A 17,612-nucleotide genomic window follows, 5' to 3' on the forward strand; every position below is an offset into this window, starting at 1 on the left:
AATCATGTCCGGGCCGCCAGCTCGACCGCTGCGTGATCTGCGGAATTTAACCCCGGCACGGGTCGGGCTTGGCCGGGCCGGCGCAAGCATGCCGACCCAGGCACTGCTCGAATTTATGCTGGACCATGCGCGCGCCCGTGACGCTGTCCACGCCGTGTTCGATGTGCCCGCCATGATGCGGGGTCTCAACGATATCGGTCTCGAGGCATGCGAGGTCGCCAGTCGCGTCCACGACCGGACGGAATACCTTCGGCGCCCGGACCTTGGCCGAATGCTTGATCCGGCCTCGCAGCACCTGCTGGCGGGCAGGGCCGGTGGCGCGCGCCAGCTTGCGATCGTCGTCGGCGACGGGCTGTCGCCCGCGGCGGTCAACGCTCACGCACTTGAAGTCGTCCGCAGCCTCATGCCTCGACTGGCCGCCGATGGGATCGAAATCGGCCATGCCGTGGTTGCATCGGGTGCGCGGGTCGCCCTCGGCGACGAGATCGGCGCCATTCTGGGGGCGCGCATGATCGTCATGCTGATCGGCGAGCGGCCCGGCCTGTCTGCGTCAGACAGTCTCGGGGCTTATCTGACCTTTGCCCCCAAGGTCGGTCTTACGGACGAAAAGCGCAATTGCGTTTCCAACATCCATGGCTCGGGACTTGGTTACGATGAAGCCGCTTTCAGGATTGCATGGTTGATTCGCGAGGGCCTCGCCCGTGGATTGAGCGGCGTCGCGCTAAAGGACGAAAGCGGTGCGGAAGCGCCCCGCACCATCACGGCAAATTCAACTCAGCATGACAAATCTGAGACCTGAACCGGCATTTTCGCGCTGCGCGCGCCGATTTGCGACGGGGCGCGCGCTTGCGAGATGCCGTACAGACCTGCTACATCTCTCCCGGCAAATTTACCGCATGTTTTCAAGGGGTAGCGCCGACCAGGCAATGCCGATCAAGGCCTTGTTCGCGTCCCGGAACCTGAGCCATTTGGACCTTAAGCCATTTAACTTGAGCCGATGCGAGAATTGGACAGGATATGCTCGAAAAAAACAGCGACAGTGAAGTTCATGTCGAGAAGGTCGAGCAACGGCCGACGGCCAGCATCGCCTTTGGGCTGGAGCGACTAGGTCTCATCGCGGTTCAGGCGCCGATCCTGTCCTGCATCATTCTCGTCGGGCTGATTATCGGCGCGCTGTTCGGTATCGATCGCATCAAGATCGACGATTCCCTCAGCCAGTTGTTTCGTTCCAATTCCAAGGAATACCGGCAATACGAATCGGAAACCAAGCGCTTCCCGGCGACCGAATTCGACGTGCTGGTGGTGGTCGAAGGCAAGATGCTGCTCGCGCGTCCCAATCTCGAGAAGGTGCGCGATCTCGTCACCGACCTGCAACTCGTCGAGGGCACTCGCGGCCTGATCTCGCTGTTCTCCGCGCGCCAGGCGCCGGCGCCTGGCAAGCTGCCGGCGGCGCTGTTCCCGTCCGAGCTGCCGCAAGGTGCCGACTACGACAAATTCATCGAGACCGTGCGAACCAACGAGATCATCCGCGGCAAGCTGCTGTCCGAAGACGGCACGCTGGCGCTGATCGTGCTGTCGCTCGAACCCGACGTTGTCGCCAGCAGCAAGCTTACCAAGACGATCGGCGATATTCGCAAATTGATGGCCGAGGATCTCGCGGATAGTGGCCTCAACGCGGAATTATCCGGCGTTCCGGTGATGCAGCTCGAAATCCGCAACGCGGTCAAACGCGACGGGCTGACCTACAATATCCTGGGCATCCTGGCCGGCTGTATCATCGCGATCATCTTCTTCCGGAAGATATCATTCATGATCATCGCCGCGTTCCCGCCGATCATCGCGATCGTGCTCGCGCTTGGCGGCCTCGGATGGGCCAATTTCAACCTCAATATGTTTTTGAACGTGATGACGCCGCTGATCATGGTGATCAGCTTTTCGGATTCGATGCAGCTGACCTTCGCGGCGCGCGACCGTCTGATCGCGGGCCAGGACAAATACACCGCGTTCCGAAACGCCGTGCTTGTGGTCGGCCCGGCCTGCGTGCTCACCCATGGCACCGCCGGCATATCGTTTATTGCCCTGCAATTCTCGGATTCGGACCTGATCCGCAAATTCGGCGAGGCGGGACTCGCCGCCACCGTCATCGCGCTGATCGCGGTGCTCTCGCTGGTTCCTGTTTTTGGCGTGCTTCTGGTGCGCAATGAGAAGACGTTCGCCGTAAAATTTCGGGGCGCCGATGCCGGCGTGCAGATGCTGCGCAATTTTTGTTACTGGATCGCGGTGCGCATGGTCAGCCGTCCCGGCCTGTTCAGCCTGATCGCCGTTCTAATCGTTGGCGGTCTGGCTGTGGTCTACGCCAATCTGGAGCCGCGGTACCGGCTCGCCGATCAGGTGCCCGACAAGCAGCAGGCGGTGGCGGCGAGCGGGCGTCTCGACGCCAAGCTCACCGGCGCCAATGCGATCGACGTCCTGATCGAATTCCCCAAGGGCGCTTCGCTGTATGCTCCAGATACGCTGCAGACCATCGCGGACGTTCATTCGCTGGTGGAGAAGCAGGCCGGCGTCGGCAACGTCTGGTCATTGGAGACGCTGCGGCGTTGGCTCGCTGAAAAGGCCGGAAGCTCCGACGTCGCGACGTTGAAGGATTACGTCAGTGTGATTCCCGAATATCTGGTACGCCGTTTCATTTCCGCCAATCAGGATGCCGTGGTGGTGTCGGGGCGGGTTCCGGATCTGGATTCGAGTCAAATTCTGCCCGTGGTCGAGACCCTCGATCACTCGCTGGATACCGTGCGCAAGGCGCATCCCGGTTACGAGATCGCGGTCACCGGTCTTTCGGCGATCGCCGCGCGCAACAGCGCCAACATGATCGAGAAGCTCAATCGTGGGCTGACGATCGAGTTTGCGCTGGTCGCGATCTTCATCGGGCTGGCGTTCCGTTCGGTGGTCGTGATGCTCTCGTGCATCCTGCCAGGCATTTTCCCGGTGGTTTTGTCCGGCACGGTGTTGTGGTTGCTGGGGGAGGGGTTGCAGTTCGCCAGCGTCGTCGCACTCACGGTGTCTTTTGGTCTCGGATTGAGCGCGACAATTCACTTCCTCAACCGGCTGAGGCTCGAGAGCTCGCCGGGCATCAGTCCGGAACTGGCGGTGGAGCGCGCGACCGTGCTGGTCGGTCCGGCGCTGATCCTGACCACGGTGGTGCTGGCCTGCGGTCTGGTGGTGACGGTGTTTTCCGACCTGCCGTCGCTGCGGCTGTTTGGCTGGCTCAGCGCTTTCGCGATGGTCGCAGCCCTGATCGCGGACCTCTTTATCCTGCGGCCGACGTCGATGTTCCTGATCAATCTGTCGAACCGGATTCGCGGGACCGCGGGCGGCGCGAAGCCGGCGGAGCAGCCCGGCGCCAACGGGTAGACGGTGATTAAGTCTTCACCATCGTGATCGTGACGCCTCTGATATCGCCTTTGGAACTGATCTGCACGGTCTGCTTGTTGCCGCTGGTCCGTAATGTCAGGTTGGCGGAGAATCCCACAGCCTCGACGAATACGTCGATCCTGCCGCCGCCCGCCGTTCCCTGCAGACTGCCGAAAACATTCCGGGTTGTCTCGCTCCAGTTGCCGGAAACGTGGTCGCCCTGGCTTGTCACGTCGCTGGTCAGATCGAATTTGTAGCTGTCGCTGGCGCAACGCAGATTCTGCTTCAGGCCCTGTCCGGTGCCGTCGACTTTATAGTCTGCGCGGCAGCGGATACGCTCGGTCGATCCGTCGGATAGTGAAACCGTTCCGGCGCCGGACCATGCTCCGTCAAGGCCGGCAAACGGACGAGACTGGGCGTGGCTCGCCGATGTCGAAAACATCAGCGCGGCGCCGACAGCGGCAGCCATGATCGTTTGTCCAAACAGCCTCGAGCCAAATAGGTTCATTTTGAATTCCCATTCGAATTGATGTTCACATGCGACATATGTCTGGTCGCACCCAAGATTTGGTGTTGCCACGCTGTGTTAGGTTCAAATGATAAATCGACAGCGGCCCGCAATTGCGCTAACCGGCCCGACTATTGCATTCTCGAAAATCGACCTTCCCGAAACAGGTGAGCCGATTGATTGCGGACGGCATTTTCGCTCGGCGAAATCGGGAAAGCTCTGGATATCGTCAATCTCGTTCAGTGGCGTTACCAAACCACCGTGCTTTGTCTGCAACACGCAACAAAAAAGAGTCTATAGAAATAATCACGCAATATCAGTTAGTTGTGAGTGCCGCTGAGCTGACCCTTTGCACCCGAAATTCGAACTCCGGCCGCCGTAAATTTGGCCGCATTTGGCAGCGCTTTTGGTTCGCTCGTTGCTGCGGTTCGCGGCGTTTGCAATCTGAATGGTCTGTCCCGGTCACGTCATGTGCTATTCGGGTTGGAATTTTCTGCCGTTAGAGTGAAGGAACACGATGTATAGATTTTTCTTGGTAATGACCTTGTTGTCGCTATCGGTTTCCACCGGGGCCAACGCCCAACAGCAGCAGCGTAGCGGCACACCGGAGGAGCAAAAGGCTTGCTCGCGCGATGTTCAGCGCTTCTGCCGCCCGGTGATAGATCAGGGCGATCTGACCATCCTGTCCTGCCTTCAGCAAAATCGCCCCAAGCTGACCACGGCCTGCGACCAGGTGCTGAAAGACCACGGGCAATAGTACCACCGCATCTGGCCGCCGCCGCCGCGGGGCCGCCATCGGCGCATTCGGCACGCGGCCGGAACCTGCGAGAAATCGCAGATAGCATTGGTTTTGGTATCGTATTCCCCTATATGGGGTTCGCGATCCGCACGCATGCGCGGCAGCACCGGGCCATGCGAATCCACCATTTTCAGCGAATGTAGCCAGTTCTCGATGACCACCGCGAGCGAATTGCGATCCGGCAAGACTCACCGCGACGAAAACTTCCCGGTTGCGTCGTGGATCATTCATCCGCGCCACCGGGCGCTGATCCTCGCGTTTTACAACTTTGTGAGAACCGCCGACGATATCGCCGATCACGCGACGCTCGGTGAGCACGACAAGCTGGCCTATCTCGATCTGCTTGAGGCCGAATTGCTGGGGCGAGGGGACAGCCAACCCGAGGCCGTCAATCTGCGGCGCGCGCTGACGGAACGTTCGATGCCGCCACGCCACGCACTCGATGTTCTGGTCGCTTTCCGGATGGATGTGACCAAGCTTCGTTATGAAAACTGGGATGAGGTGATCCACTATTGCCGATACTCGGCGATGCCGGTCGGACGCTTCATGCTCGACGTCCACGGCGAGAGCACCTCAACCTGGGCTGCGTCGGATGCGCTTTGCGCCGGCCTGCAGATCAACAATCATCTGCAGGATTGCGGCAAAGACTACCGGGATCTCAATCGCGTTTATCTTCCGCGCGATGCGCTTGCCGCGGCTGGCGCGTCGGTTGAGGCGCTCGGCGCGGCGCGGTCATCGGCGCCGCTGCTGCAATGCCTGCATTCGCTCGCCGCGCGGACCGAGATTTTGCTCAATGAAAGCAAACCGCTGGTCGCCGAAGTGAAGGATTTTCGTCTGGGGCTTGAGATTTCCGTGATTCAGGCTTTCGCCGACAAGATCGTGGGTCTCTTGAAAGTGCGCGACCCTCTCAGCGAGACCGTTCATCTCGGCCCGATGCAACTGCTGGCCCACAGTCTCGGTGGGATGGCCGGCGAGATGACGCGCAGGGCGGTGGGACGGCGTCCCGTGTCTAAACCGGCGGCCGGCGCATGACGCTTGAGACCGCGGCAGCCACTGCGAGTTATGGAACGTCGGCGTCCGGCAGTTCATTTTACGCGGCGATGCGTATTCTCCCGCATGAACAGCGCGAGGCGATGTTTCAGATCTACAGTTTTTGCCGGCAAGTCGACGACATTGCGGATTCCGACGGGCCGCGGCCCGAGCGGCTGGCGGCGCTGGCGCAATGGCGCGTGGACATTGACGCGTTGTATCAGGGTCATCCGCCGGCGCGGTTGCGGGACTACGTCGCGTCGGTCCAGCGGTTTGGCCTGCTGCGCGAGGATTTTCTGGCCATTGTCGATGGCATGGAAATGGACGTGCCGCAGGATATCCGCGCGCCGGACATCGCAACGCTCGACCTGTATTGTGATCGCGTGGCCAGCGCGGTCGGGCGCCTGTCGGTGCGGGTGTTCGGGGTCGCGCAGGACGATGGAATCCTGCTCGCGCATCATCTTGGCCGCGCGCTGCAATTGACCAACATCCTGCGCGATATCGACGAGGATGCCGCCATCGGCCGCCTGTATTTGCCGCGCGAGGGCCTGCTGCACGCCGGCATCACCAGCGTCGAACCGCTCAAGGTCATCGCTGATCCGGCGTTGCCGAAAGTATGCGCACCGCTGGTAGCGCGGGCGCGGTCGCATTTCGAGAAGGCCGACGAGGTCATGGGGCGCAATCCGCGCCGCGTCGTGCGCGCGCCCCGGATCATGTCGAAATATTATCGCGCGATCCTGGAATTGCTGGTCATCAGAGGGTTCGCGGCGCCGCGCGCGCCGGTTCGCCTCAACAAGATCGCCCGCCTCGTTATTCTGCTTCGCTACGCCGTGATCTGATGCAAAAGACCGTCCACATCATCGGCGCTGGAATCTCGGGCCTTGCGGCAGCCGTGCGGCTGGCGAATGCGAATTATCGGGTGCATGTCCACGAGGCCACGCAGCAGGCCGGCGGCCGCTGCCGGTCCTATTTCGACGCCGCGACCAACCTCACCATCGACAATGGCAATCACCTGCTGCTCTCGGGCAACCGTCATGCGGTGGCTTATGCGAGATCGATCGGCACCGAGGCCGGACTGGTCGGGCCGAAGCGCGCGCAGTTTCCATTCGTCGATCTGACGACCGGCCAGCGCTGGCAACTCGATCTCGGGGACGGCCGGCTGCCGCTGTGGGTCTTCGATCAGGCCCGCCGCGTCCCCGACACCGGCCTGCTGGATTATCTGGCGTTGATGCCTCTGATCTGGGCAGCACCGAGCAAGCTGGTTGGCGATGCCATCCCTTGCAAGGGCACGCTTTACCAGCGGCTGGTGCAGCCCTTGCTGCTGGGGACTGGCGTGCCGGCCGTTGATTGCGCGCGAGGGCCTCAGCGCGGTCCTGGTCGAGCCGGCGGTCAAGCTGTTGCAGGGCAAGGGCGCCGATATCCGGTTCGGGCAAGAGCTGCGTGCGTTCGGCATGTCGGCCGACAGCGTTGGCGAATTGAAATTCGGCGACGATACCGTCGCGATCCAGTCCGGCGACGCCGTGGTGCTGGCTGTTCCGCCGCGCCCGGCCGCGGCGCTGCTGCCGGGCCTGAAAACGCCCACCAAGTTCCGGGCGATCGTGAATGCGCATTTCCGCTTCGATCCGCCGGAGGGCATGCCAGCCATTCTCGGGGTCGTGGGCGGGCTGGTGGAGTGGCTGTTTGCGTTCCCGCAGCGCCTGTCGATCACCATCAGCAACGCCGACCGGCTGGTGGATATGCCGCGCGAGCAACTGGCGCAGGCGATCTGGCGGGATATCTGCCAGGCTGCGGGCATCACCGGCGACCTGCCGCCCTGGCAGATCGTGCGCGAACGCCGCGCCACATTTGAGGCCACGCCGGAGCAGAACGCCCTGCGGCCGGGTGCTGTGACCGCCCAGAAAAACCTGTTTCTCGCCGGCGACTGGACTGATACGGGGTTGCCGGCGACCATCGAGGGGTCGGTACGCTCGGGGAACCGTGCCGCCGATCTGGTCCTGGCCATGCGGCAGGGCTGATCGGCGATTGCAAGGCCGCGGGTTTTCGATCAGACCGGACAGGAAAATGCAGGGGATGTCGGGCGAGATGCATTCCGGAAACGGCACAATCGGAGTTGAGATCGGGGGCCTGGAGGGCAGCATCGATTCGGCGACGCGCGCCTTGCTCGGCTATCGGCAGCCGGATGGGCATTGGGTGTTCGAGCTGGAAGCCGACTGCACTATTCCGGCGGAATACGTACTGCTTCGCCACTACCTCGGTGAGCCGGTCGACGCCGTGCTGGAGGCCAAGATCGCCAATTACCTGCGCCGGATTCAGGGGGCGCATGGCGGCTGGGCGCTGGTGCACGACGGCGATTTCGAAATGAGCGCCAGCGTGAAGGCCTATTTCGCGCTGAAGATGATCGGCGATTTCCCGGATGCGCCGCACATGGTCCGTGCGCGCGAGGCGATCCGCGCGCGCGGCGGCGCTATCCACAGCAACGTTTTCACGCGCTTCATGCTGGCGATGTTCGGGGTGCTGACATGGCGCAGCGTGCCCGTGCTGCCGGTCGAGATCATGCTGCTGCCGATGTGGTCGCCGTTTCATCTCAACAAGATTTCGTACTGGGCGCGGACCACGATCGTGCCGTTGATGGTGTTGGCGGCGCTGAAGCCACGCGCCAAGAATGTCAGCAAGGTCGGCATCGACGAGTTGTTCCTGCAGGAGCCGCATTCGATCGGCATGACCGCCAAGGCGCCACATCAAAGCTGGGGCTGGTTCCTCCTGTTCCGCGGACTGGACATCGTGTTGCGGAAGATCGAGCCGCTGTTTCCGAAAAAACTGCGGGCCCGGGCGATCGATCGTGCCGTCGCCTTCATCGAAGAGCGGCTCAACGGCGAAGATGGGCTGGGCGCGATCTATCCGCCGATGGCCAATACCGTGATGATGTACGAGGTGCTCGGCAAACCGGCGGATTATCCGCCCCGCGCCACCACGCGCCGGGGGCTCGACAGGCTTCTGGTGATCGGCGAGCACGAGGCCTATTGCCAGCCCTGCGTTTCGCCGGTGTGGGACACTTCGCTGACCTGTCATGCCCTGATCGAGGCCGGCAGCGAGGCGGCATTGCCTCCGGCCAAACAGGGGCTGGACTGGCTGGTTCCCAAGCAGGTGCTGGACATCAAGGGCGACTGGGCCGTGAAGCGGCCGGGGGTTCGCCCTGGCGGTTGGGCGTTCCAGTACAACAATGCCTACTATCCCGACCTCGACGACACCGCCGTCGTGGTGATGGCGATGGACCGCGCGCGCCGCGCCAGCGCCAATCCCGCCTACGATGCCGCGATCGCCCGCGGGCGCGAATGGATCGAGGGCATGCAGAGCCGCGACGGTGGCTGGGCCGCCTTCGACGTCAACAATCTCGAATATTATCTCAATAACATCCCGTTCTCCGATCATGGCGCGCTGCTCGATCCCCCGACCGAGGACGTCACCGCCCGTTGCGTCTCGATGCTGGCCCAACTCGGCGAGACCGCGCAAACCAGCCATGCGGTTGCGGCCGGGATAGACTATCTGCGCCGGACCCAGCTGGCGGAGGGGTCGTGGTACGGCCGCTGGGGTCTTAACTACATCTACGGCACCTGGTCGGTACTATGCGCGCTCAATGCCGCCGGGGTGGACCACCAGGACCCCATGATGCGCCGGGCCGTGGACTGGCTGCTGTCGGTCCAGAACGAGGACGGCGGCTGGGGCGAGGATGCCACCAGCTACCGATTGGACTATAAGGGATTCGAGGGCGCGCCGACGACCGCCTCGCAAACGGCATGGGCCTTGCTTGGACTTATGGCGGCCGGCGAAGTAGACCATCCGGCGGTGTCGCGTGGCGTGCAGCACCTGATCGCGACCCAGACCCCAAAAGGTCTGTGGGACGAGCAGCGCTACACGGCAACGGGCTTTCCTCGGGTGTTTTATCTGCGCTATCATGGTTATCCGAAGTTCTTTCCGCTCTGGGCGTTGGCGCGGTATCGGAATTTGAGGAGCACCAACAGCAAGGTGGTAGGGGTCGGGATGTGAATTTGGGGGCGGGGGATGATGCGTCCGTGGGCAATGCAATTGACCCGCGGCCAATATTGATTGTGACTGGTCTGGTGCAGGAGGCCCGCATTGCGGCGGGGCCCGGCATGACCGTTATCTGCAGCAGTAGCGATCCGCAGCAATTGCGGGCCCTTCTGACGGTTTTTGACCCCTCCACGATCCGGGGCGTGATCAGCTTCGGCGTCGCGGGCGGACTGGACCCCACCTTGCGATCTGGCGACGTCGTGGTGGCGACCGAGGTGCTGTCCGGCGATACCCGCTGGCTGGCCGGTCTGGCGCTGAATGACGAACTGGTCGCCAGCGTCGCGCTGGGACGCCGGCGCGTCGTCAGGGGCGGCCTCGCGGGCGTGGAAGAGGTGGTCGTTGCCCGGGATGGCAAGGCCGCGCTGCGTTCGGAGACCGGGGCGGCTGCGGTCGACATGGAGAGCCACATCGCCGCGGCCTATGCGGCCGAAGCAGGTCTGCCATTCGCGGCGCTGCGGGTGATCAGTGACCCCGCCTCGCGCGCATTGCCGGCATTGGCGAGGTCGGCGATCAAGCCGAACGGCGAGATCGATCTGCGCAAGGTGCTGCGCGGCCTCGCGCGCAACCCGCTGACGCTGCGCGCGCTGGTCTCGACCGGGATCGATTTCAATCGCGCGCTGCGCAGCCTACGCGGCTGTCGAGGCTTTCTGCTGGGCAGCGAGGGCCTCGTCGCGGCGGATATCTGACAGGCGCTTCTGCACCTCCGCAGAGAAGATGTACTGCGCCGGACGCTGATGATCGAGATTGATCTCGGGCGCCATCGGGCCCGTGGTACGCACGCCGCGCAGGGCCACCCACATCGCCTTCAGGGGGTTGGCGAAGGCCGCATTCGCCGCGGTCGGCTCATAGCCGCAATGCGCCATGCAGTCGGCGCACTTCTCGTACTTGCCGGTGCCGTAGGTCTCCCAGTCCGTCGTGTCCATCAGCTCCTTGAAGGTCTTGGTATAGCCTTCGCCGAGCAGATAGCAGGGCTTCTGCCAGCCGAAAATGTTGCGCGCCGGCATGCCCCACGGGGTGCATTCGTAACTCTGATTGCCCGCCAGGAAGTCCAGGAACAGGCCCGAATGCATGAAATTCCACTTCTTGCCCTTGCCGAGCGCGAACACGTCGCGGAACAGCTTCTTGGTCTTGGAGCGGTTGAGGAAGTGCTCCTGGTCGGGCGCGCGCTCATAGGCGTAGCCCGGCGACATTGAAACGCCGACGCCGAGTTCGGTGGTGAAGTCGAGGAACTTGGCGATGTCCTCCGCCGCATGCCCGTCGAAGATGGTGGCATTGACGTTGACCGTGAAACCCTTGGCCTTGGCGGCCTTGATGGCCGAAACGGCGCGATCGAACACGCCCTGCTGCGAGACCGCCTTGTCGTGATGGTCCTTCAGACCGTCGAGATGCACCGAGAAAAACAGATAGGGGGACGGTTCGAACAGGTCGAGCTTCTTCTCCAGCAGCAGCGCGTTGGTGCACAGCGACACGAACTTCTTGCGTGCCACCAGGCCGCGCACGATCTCGCCGATCTCCTTGTGGATCAGCGGCTCGCCGCCGGGTATCGCCACCATCGGCGCGCCGCATTCGTCGGCGGCATCCCAGCATTCCTGCGCCGACATGCGGCGATTGAGGATCGCGTCGGGATAGTCGATCTTGCCGCAGCCGACGCATGCGAGGTTGCAGCGAAACAAAGGCTCGAGCATGAGTACCAGCGGATAACGTTTTCGGCCGAGCATCTTCTGCTTCATCAGATAGCCGCCGATACGTATTTCCTTGAAGAACGGTATTGCCATTACAAGTTTCTTTCTGGGCTCAGTAGAGAAGTGGATCAGCCTGCCGTCAGTTCAGCCGGAAGCCGAAATTCGATATTTTCCTCGCGGCCCGGAAGCACCGAAACCGCGACCGGTCCAATGCGCCTCAGGGCCTCGATCACGTCGTCGACCAGGACTTCCGGCGCCGAAGCGCCGGCGGTGATGCCGACGGCCCTGGCGTCCTTCAGCCAAGCCGGGTTCAGCTCGCTACCGTCAGCGATGAGGTAGCTCGCGACACCGACTTCGGTGCCGATTTCGCGAAGCCTGTTCGAGTTGGAGCTATTGTTGGCCCCCACCACCAGAATAACGTCCACGAGCTTGCTAAGGTCCCTTACCGCGGATTGGCGGTTCTGTGTCGCATAGCAGATATCCCGGATGTCGGGACCTTGAATATCAGTAAAACGCTGCTGAAGGGCCGCAATTATGTCCTTGGTGTCGTCCACGCTCAGCGTGGTCTGGGTAATGTAGGCCACGGGCGTGTCCGCTGGCAGCGTCAAAGCCGCCACATCGTCGACATTCTGCACCAGCAGCACGGGACCGGAAACCTGGCCCATGGTTCCCTCGACCTCGGGATGGCCGGCATGGCCGATCAGGATCAGCGCCCGGCCTTTTGACATATAGCGCTTGCCCTGGTTGTGCACCTTGGTCACCAGCGGGCAGGTGGCATTGAGGACCGGCAGGCCGCGCGCCGCGGCTTCCTCCTCCACGCTGCGCGCCACACCGTGGGCACTGAAGACCGTAACGGCGTGCGGCGGCACTTCCGAAAGGTCCTCGACGAAGATGGCGCCCTTGTTCTTCAGGCTTTCGACCACGTATTTGTTGTGGACGATCTCGTGGCGGACATAGACCGGCGGGCCATATTTTTCGAGTGCGCGCTCGACGATCTCGATCGCACGCACCACGCCCGCGCAAAACCCGCGGGGCTGAGCAAGATACACTTCCATCGGACGCCCGTTACGCAAGTTGCACCAAATTCATTCGGTATCTCCGTCTGGCTCGAATATCTGCAATATCCGCACCACGAACCCCCAAGGACATGGAGACACAGCGCTTTGTGTCAAAAAAAGACCGACTAGAAAAGGCGGATCGTAAAACCTTTGCCGCGATCGTGAGTGTCAGATTTGGTATTATAATACTGTAAGGGAAAAGTCGCGGCGGGCGGATACCCTACGAATCTCTGGCTTGTTCGTCACTTTCCGGAGGCCAATCTGCAGTATAGCGGCCTGCGGGCATGGTTTCGGCCTGTTTTGAGCTATTTGTTCGTGTCCCCCAAGAAAAAACACTCAAAAACAACATTAGATTGGCTCACGGAACTCCGATAAATAGCAGGCGTTTCCGGCAGGCTGTTAACATTAGAAAGAAAAAATGTGCTGACAAGTATTGTTGTATCGATTGTCAAAGCCTGCACACGGTTTGCCTCTATTACGGTCCTGATCGCACTCGTCCTTGCGATCGCGGCGGGCTTCTATACTGCCCGCAACTTCGAAATCAACACCGACATCAACACGCTGATTTCGCCTGATCTGGACTGGCGCAAGCGCGACAATCAATTCGACCAGGCCTTCGATCGGGACAGGACCATCCTTGCCGTGGTGGATGCGGCGACGCCGGAACTCACCAGCGCTGCGAGCACGGCGCTGGCGCAGAAACTGTCCGGCGATACCAAGCATTTCGAATCGGTTCAGCCGCTCGGTTCAGGGGAGTTCTTTGAGAAAAACGGCCTGCTGTTCCTTCCGGCGGCCGAGGTTGGACAACTGACCAGCCAATTCGCATCGGCCGCGCCGCTGATCGAGATCATGGCCGGCGATCCCAGTCTGCGCGGATTGACCGGTGCGCTGGAGACCGGTCTTGCCGGCGTCAAACGCGGCCAGCTCAAGCTGGACAGCACCGAGCGGCCGTTCTCGCTGATCGCCCAGACCGTCGAGAATGTGCTGAACACCGGATCCGGCACGTTCTCCTGGCGCGAACTCGTCAGCGACAAACCTTTGACCGACGCCGATCGCCGCGCCTTCATCGAGTTCAAGCCGATCCTCGATTTCAATGCGCTGGAGCCCGGCAAAGATGCGACCGACGCCATCCGGCAGGCCGCCACCGATCTCAATTTTGCGGGTGAATATGGTGCGCGGGTCCGGCTGACCGGACCGGTTCCGATCGCCAACGAGGAATTCGCGACCGTGGCCGACGGCGCCATCGTCAACGGGATCGGCACCGTATTGGTCGTGCTGTTCATCCTCTGGATGGCGCTGCATTCGGTGAAGATCATCTCCGCGGTATTCATAAATCTCTTTATCGGCCTTTCCATCACCACCGCGGTCGGACTGATGATGGTGGGTTCGCTGAACCTGCTTTCGATTGCGTTCGCCGTCCTGTTCGTGGGATTGGGCGTCGATTTCGGCATCCAGTTCAGCGTCCGCTACCGCTCGGAGCGTTTCAAGAGCAACAACCTGCAGACCGCGCTGGAGAAGGCCGCCGAATATTCCGCGATCCCGCTTTCACTGGCCGCGATGGCGACGGCCGCCGGGTTCCTCTCGTTCCTGCCCACCGACTACAAGGGGGTTTCGGAACTCGGAAAGATCGCCGGCGTCGGCATGCTGGTGGCTTTTTTCTCCAGCATCACCGTGCTGCCGGCGTTGCTGAGCCTGCTCAATCCGCCCGGGGAAAAAGAGCCCGTCGGCTATGCGTTCCTGGCGCCGGTCGATCATTTCCTCGAAAAGCACCGCGTCGTCATCATCGTCGGCACGCTTCTGATCGCGATCGCCGGTCTGCCGCTGCTTTATTTCCTCAGATTCGATTTCAACCCGATCAACTTGCGCAGTTCCAAGGTCGAGTCGATCGCGACCTTTCTCGATCTGAGAAAGGATCCCAACACCGGCGCCAACGCCATCAATGTGATGACGAATTCGGAAGCCGATGCGAAAAAGATCGAAGCCCGGCTTGCCCAGGTCCCGGAAGTCCTCCGTGTGATGTCGCTGGACAGTTTTGTGCCTGAAGACCAGCCGGAAAAGCTGAAGCTCATCGCCCAGGGCGCCAAAATCCTCAATCCGGCGCTGAACCCGGAATCCATCGATGCCCCGCCGTCCGACGCCGAGAATGTCGAGGCCTTGAAGGGGACTGCGGAAAGCCTGCGCAAGGTTGCCGGCGATGCCAAGGGGCCGGGGGCCGTGGCGTCGCGGCGGCTGGCCGATGACCTGTCAAAGCTCGCAGCTTCGAACGAGGCCACGCGCGACAAGATCCAGGCCATCTTCGTCACGCCGTTGAAGGTCGTGCTCGACCAGCTCAAGAACTCGTTGCAGGCGCAGCCGGTCAGCCTGAAGACGCTGCCGGCCGATCTGGTGAACAGCTGGAAAGCCAAGGATGGCCTGATGCGCGTCGAGGCGCAGCCGCGTGGCGACCCCAACGACAATGATACGCTGCGCAAATTTGCAGGCGCCGTCCTGGATGCCGAGCCGAACGCCATCGGCGGACCGGTCTCGATTCTCAAATCCGGCGACACCGTCGTCAGGGCCTTCATCCATGCCGGCCTGACGGCGCTGATCGTGATCAGCTTTCTGCTCTGGCTGACCTTGCGGCGCGTCACCGACGTGCTGCTGACGCTGGTCCCGCTATTGGTGGCGGGGGCGGTGACGATGGAAATCTGCGTGCTGATCGACCTGCCGCTCAACTTCGCCAATATCGTCGCACTGCCATTGTTGCTCGGCGTCGGCGTCGCCTTCAAGATTTATTATGTCACGGCGTGGCGCGCCGGCAGAACCAATCTGCTGCAGTCGAGCCTGACGCGGGCGATATTTTTCAGCGCACTGACGACAGCCACGGCGTTCGGCAGCCTGTGGCTATCGAGTCATCCGGGAACCGCGAGCATGGGCAAGCTGCTCGCGCTCTCGCTGGTCACGACGTTGGCCGCGGTGTTGCTGTTTCAACCTGCGTTAATGGGCAAACCGCGCGATGTCGGGGAGTAGACAGATATCGCCGACCGGGTCGGCCGCGATGGCCTGCTTTTGACCTGACGTTTTGGCCGCCGGATTGATTGAACCGGTGGTCTTCGGCGCGGGCTTGGGCAACGCCCCCGGCGTCCCCTTGGCCATGCTGTTGGCTGTGCTAGAGGGAATCGGTCCTGCGACCCTGGTCCAGGTTTCGCCGCCGCAGAGGAAGCCCAGCACGCAGCCCTGAATTTCAAGCTGGTCGGTGCCGACGGGTTTGATCGTCGAACTGTATAATTGGCCGTCTTTACCGTTATAGACTTGGCCCTCCCATTGATCGGCCCCCGGCTTCTTCTTCATGTCGATCAGGATCGGCATGCCCAGGCTGGGTCTGCTGCGCTTTGAGGCATCCGGATTGTTGATGTCGTGGCCGCCAGGCACTTTTTCCCAGGCCACCACGCCCCACATGCTTCCGTTGCACTCGGCAACCCGGATGTTGGCGACGCCGTCCGCCACCCTCCAGTCGCCTGTCGGGTCCGCCGCCAAAGCGGGCGCAAGAGCTGTCGCCAAAAATATTCCAGAATATACTACTGTGGTCATGATATTTCGCGGGCAGTGCAACATGGGCTAAACCTGTGCTTAAGTGGATGTTCCGAACGAGGGCAAAACGCCGCATTGAGCGTTTTCAGTTGACGGAATGGCCATCAATCGAAGTAAGTAGATAATGCTATATTCAAATCTAGACGTTTCCGAGATGTTCGTGGACCGGCAGTCGCAGCGCAGTTCCATGCATGCGCGCCATCTGAATGAGCAGCTGGTCCGGGTTCTGAAGACAATCGGCTATGATGTCGGCTTTCAAAAAGGCCAGGGACAGTACCTGTATGATCGGGACGGCGCCCGTTATCTCGATTTATTGAGCGGTTTTGGCGTTTTTGCGATTGGACGGAATCATCCGGCGCTGCGCCAGGCCTTGAAGAGCGTCCTCGATAGCGACCTCCCGAACCTTGTGCAACTCGACGTTTCGACGCTGGCCGGCGTGCTGGCCGAACGCCTGCTGGAATATGTCCCTTATCTGGACAAGGTCTTTTTTGCGAATTCCGGGGCAGAATGTGTCGAAGCTGCGATCAAATTCGCACGTGGAGCGACCGGCCGGCCGGGGATCGTTTACTGCGCCCATGCTTTCCACGGACTGTCCTATGGTGGGCTTTCGCTGACCGACGATCCCAATTTCCGCAGCGGTTTCGAGCCGCTGCTGCCGGGATGCACGTCGATACCCTTCAACGATCTCGCCGCCCTGGAGCAGGCACTGTCGTCGCGTCAGGTGGCCGCTTTTATCGTCGAGCCGATCCAGGGCAAGGGCGTCAATATGCCCACGGACGAGTTTCTGCCAGGCGCCGCAGCGCTTTGCCGTCGCTATGGGACGTTGCTGGTCGCCGATGAAATTCAGACCGGCATGGGTCGAACCGGAAGATTTCTGGCCGTCGAGCACTGGAACGTCGAACCCGACATGGTCCTGCTCGCCAAGGCGCTGTCGGGCGGTCACGTTCCGGTCGGCGCGCTGCTGACGCGGAAAAGCATCTTCGACAAGATCTTCAACCAGATGGATCGCGCGGTCGTCCACGGATCGACCTTCGCGAAGAACGACCTGGCGATGGCGGCCGGGATTGCGACGCTCGAGGTCATCGAGTCCGAAAAACTGATCGACGCTGCCGCCAAGCGCGGCGCCGAACTGCGGCTGGCCCTGACCCGAATGGTTCCGGGCTATGAACTCTTGAAGGAAGTCCGCGGCAAGGGGCTGATGATCGGTGTCGAGTTCGGTCCGCCGAAATCGCTGCGGTTGAAGGCGTCGTGGAACGTGCTCGAAACCGCCAGCAAGGGTTTGTTTTGCCAGCTGATCACGGTACCGCTGTTCAAGGATCACAAGATCCTGACCCAGGTCTCCGGCCACGGCAGCCACACCGTCAAGCTGCTGCCGCCGCTGACCATCACGCAAGAGGATTGCAGCTGGATCGAGACATCATTCGATTCCGTCATCGCCTCCAGCCACAAGGTCCCCGGTGCGATCT

Annotated in this window: 13 protein-coding genes and 1 pseudogene; 10 read left to right on the top strand and 4 right to left on the bottom strand. The window is 61.7% G+C overall.

Annotated elements, in window-relative coordinates; genetic code table 11:
• Positions 1 to 4 precede the first annotated feature (4 nt).
• Both eutC and ABR948_RS14995 read left to right on the top strand, forming a co-directional pair.
• On the top strand, positions 5 to 799 hold the full coding sequence (gene eutC, locus ABR948_RS14990) for an ethanolamine ammonia-lyase subunit EutC (RefSeq protein WP_428119171.1): 795 nt from the start codon (positions 5 to 7) through the stop codon (positions 797 to 799).
• 218 nt (positions 800 to 1,017) lie between these two features.
• Positions 1,018 to 3,411, top strand: coding sequence for an efflux RND transporter permease subunit (locus ABR948_RS14995; protein WP_428119153.1), 2,394 nt, complete (start codon positions 1,018 to 1,020; stop codon positions 3,409 to 3,411).
• 7 nt (positions 3,412 to 3,418) lie between these two features.
• Here ABR948_RS14995 and ABR948_RS15000 read toward each other — a convergent pair whose 3' ends face one another.
• Positions 3,419 to 3,919: a hypothetical protein gene (locus tag ABR948_RS15000; protein ID WP_428119155.1), complete on the bottom strand. Its 501-nt coding sequence runs from the start codon at positions 3,917 to 3,919 to the stop codon at positions 3,419 to 3,421.
• 517 nt (positions 3,920 to 4,436) lie between these two features.
• Here ABR948_RS15000 and ABR948_RS15005 point away from each other — a divergent pair.
• The 6 genes and pseudogenes from ABR948_RS15005 (at position 4,437) to ABR948_RS15030 (ending at position 10,522) form a co-directional block, all read left to right on the top strand.
• A complete protein-coding gene (locus ABR948_RS15005) occupies positions 4,437 to 4,676 on the top strand; it encodes a cysteine rich repeat-containing protein (RefSeq protein ID WP_428119157.1) in 240 nt (79 codons plus the stop codon).
• A gap of 195 nt (positions 4,677 to 4,871) precedes the next feature.
• Positions 4,872 to 5,750 (top strand): squalene synthase HpnC, encoded by an 879-nt coding sequence (hpnC, locus tag ABR948_RS15010; protein WP_428119173.1) that lies wholly within the window; start codon positions 4,872 to 4,874, stop codon positions 5,748 to 5,750.
• A complete protein-coding gene (gene hpnD, locus ABR948_RS15015; RefSeq protein WP_428119159.1) occupies positions 5,747 to 6,586 on the top strand; it encodes a presqualene diphosphate synthase HpnD in 840 nt (279 codons plus the stop codon). Before hpnC ends, hpnD begins: the two co-directional genes overlap by 4 nt.
• Positions 6,586 to 7,762: pseudogene (locus ABR948_RS15020) on the top strand (hydroxysqualene dehydroxylase). The gene hpnD and the pseudogene ABR948_RS15020 overlap by 1 nt, the downstream one beginning before the upstream one ends.
• Positions 7,763 to 7,817: 55 nt before the next feature.
• Positions 7,818 to 9,791, top strand: a complete 1,974-nt coding sequence (shc, locus tag ABR948_RS15025) for a squalene--hopene cyclase (RefSeq protein ID WP_428119175.1) — start codon at positions 7,818 to 7,820, stop codon at positions 9,789 to 9,791.
• On the top strand, positions 9,788 to 10,522 hold the full coding sequence (locus ABR948_RS15030; protein ID WP_428119161.1) for a phosphorylase: 735 nt from the start codon (positions 9,788 to 9,790) through the stop codon (positions 10,520 to 10,522). The genes shc and ABR948_RS15030 overlap by 4 nt, the downstream gene beginning before the upstream one ends.
• On the opposite strand, the gene hpnH is transcribed toward ABR948_RS15030, so the two are convergent.
• Both hpnH and ispH read right to left on the bottom strand, forming a co-directional pair.
• On the bottom strand, positions 10,463 to 11,611 hold the full coding sequence (gene hpnH / locus ABR948_RS15035; RefSeq protein WP_428119163.1) for an adenosyl-hopene transferase HpnH: 1,149 nt from the start codon (positions 11,609 to 11,611) through the stop codon (positions 10,463 to 10,465). The two genes, ABR948_RS15030 and hpnH, sit on opposite strands and share 60 nt — an antisense overlap.
• A 35-nt stretch (positions 11,612 to 11,646) precedes the next feature.
• The gene (gene ispH / locus ABR948_RS15040) at positions 11,647 to 12,573 is read right to left on the bottom strand and encodes a 4-hydroxy-3-methylbut-2-enyl diphosphate reductase (protein ID WP_428119165.1); all 927 of its coding nucleotides are present in this window, start codon (positions 12,571 to 12,573) and stop codon (positions 11,647 to 11,649) included.
• 423 nt (positions 12,574 to 12,996) lie between these two features.
• On the opposite strand from ispH, the gene hpnN reads away from it, so the two are divergent.
• The gene (hpnN, locus tag ABR948_RS15045) at positions 12,997 to 15,585 is read left to right on the top strand and encodes a hopanoid transporter HpnN (RefSeq protein WP_428119167.1); all 2,589 of its coding nucleotides are present in this window, start codon (positions 12,997 to 12,999) and stop codon (positions 15,583 to 15,585) included.
• Here the strand turns inward: hpnN and ABR948_RS15050 are convergent.
• Entirely contained in the window at positions 15,553 to 16,146 is a 594-nt protein-coding gene (locus ABR948_RS15050) for a DUF2147 domain-containing protein (protein ID WP_428119168.1), read from the bottom strand. The genes hpnN and ABR948_RS15050 overlap by 33 nt on opposite strands.
• 124 nt (positions 16,147 to 16,270) lie before the next feature.
• Between ABR948_RS15050 and hpnO the strand changes: the two genes are divergently transcribed.
• On the top strand, positions 16,271 to 17,612 hold a 1,342-nt coding region (gene hpnO, locus ABR948_RS15055), incomplete at its 3' end, for an aminobacteriohopanetriol synthase HpnO (protein ID WP_428119169.1).

This window comes from Bradyrhizobium sp. (assembly GCF_050014615.1).
GTDB lineage: Bacteria > Pseudomonadota > Alphaproteobacteria > Rhizobiales > Xanthobacteraceae > Bradyrhizobium.

Coding starts and splice junctions, on each gene's coding strand:
- ABR948_RS15050 (WP_428119168.1), bottom strand. CDS start 16,146: ATGACCACAGTAGTATATTCTGGAATATTTTTGGCGACAGCTCTTGCG.
- eutC (WP_428119171.1), top strand. CDS start 5: ATGTCCGGGCCGCCAGCTCGACCGCTGCGTGATCTGCGGAATTTAACC.
- ispH (WP_428119165.1), bottom strand. CDS start 12,573: ATGGAAGTGTATCTTGCTCAGCCCCGCGGGTTTTGCGCGGGCGTGGTG.
- hpnH (WP_428119163.1), bottom strand. CDS start 11,611: ATGGCAATACCGTTCTTCAAGGAAATACGTATCGGCGGCTATCTGATG.
- shc (WP_428119175.1), top strand. CDS start 7,818: ATGTCGGGCGAGATGCATTCCGGAAACGGCACAATCGGAGTTGAGATC.
- ABR948_RS14995 (WP_428119153.1), top strand. CDS start 1,018: ATGCTCGAAAAAAACAGCGACAGTGAAGTTCATGTCGAGAAGGTCGAG.
- hpnC (WP_428119173.1), top strand. CDS start 4,872: ATGACCACCGCGAGCGAATTGCGATCCGGCAAGACTCACCGCGACGAA.
- ABR948_RS15005 (WP_428119157.1), top strand. CDS start 4,437: ATGTATAGATTTTTCTTGGTAATGACCTTGTTGTCGCTATCGGTTTCC.
- hpnD (WP_428119159.1), top strand. CDS start 5,747: ATGACGCTTGAGACCGCGGCAGCCACTGCGAGTTATGGAACGTCGGCG.
- ABR948_RS15000 (WP_428119155.1), bottom strand. CDS start 3,919: ATGAACCTATTTGGCTCGAGGCTGTTTGGACAAACGATCATGGCTGCC.